General features: G+C 20.1%; 1 protein-coding gene and 1 pseudogene. Both read left to right on the top strand.

Features of this window, described 5'->3' with window-relative positions; all coding sequences use genetic code 4:
- A partial coding sequence (locus EHV01_RS06510; RefSeq protein WP_422066748.1) for a hypothetical protein occupies window positions 1-300 on the top strand: 300 nt, incomplete at its 5' end.
- A gap of 1 nt (window position 301) precedes the next feature.
- Window positions 302-513: pseudogene (locus tag EHV01_RS06505) on the top strand (hypothetical protein); the annotation flags it as partial.

Below are 513 nucleotides of genomic sequence, written 5' to 3'. Positions count from 1 at the left end.
AAAAAAGAACAATTTTTAGAAATTAAAAGTGTAGCAAAACAAGAACAAGAATTAAAAGTTATTACTAGTAATTTTCGTAAAGAAAAATTATTAATTAAAGATATTGAGGTTATTGGTATTAATGATGATTTTTTACAAAAAGTCGATAAATTAGAACTTATTAATCTTATTAAAAATTATTTAACTGTTGATGAACAAATTGTTAAAAATGAAATTAAAGATCAATGAGATAGCTATAAAGATATTAATTTAATTGGTATTAAAGGTATTAATTTTAAAATAAATAAAGGAGAAAAATAACATGGCAAATATTGTTGAATTTTTAAAAACAGATATAGCATCTGATTGAATTAAAAACAAATTTTCAAATGAAAATGAAATTGCAAGATTTAAAAGTAATATAGTAGCAATATCAAATAGTAATGAATTATTACAAAAAGCAGACCCAAGAACAATTATGTCTGCATGTTATCAAGGAGTATTATTAAATTTACCTATGGAAAAACAATTTRT

The sequence above is a fragment of the Spiroplasma sp. hy2 genome (genome assembly GCF_044714365.1).
GTDB lineage: Bacteria > Bacillota_I > Bacilli_A > Mycoplasmatales > Mycoplasmataceae > Spiroplasma > Spiroplasma phoeniceum.
The sequence above is the reverse complement of the archived record's forward strand: the minus strand, read 5'-3'. Positions and strand labels throughout refer to the sequence as shown.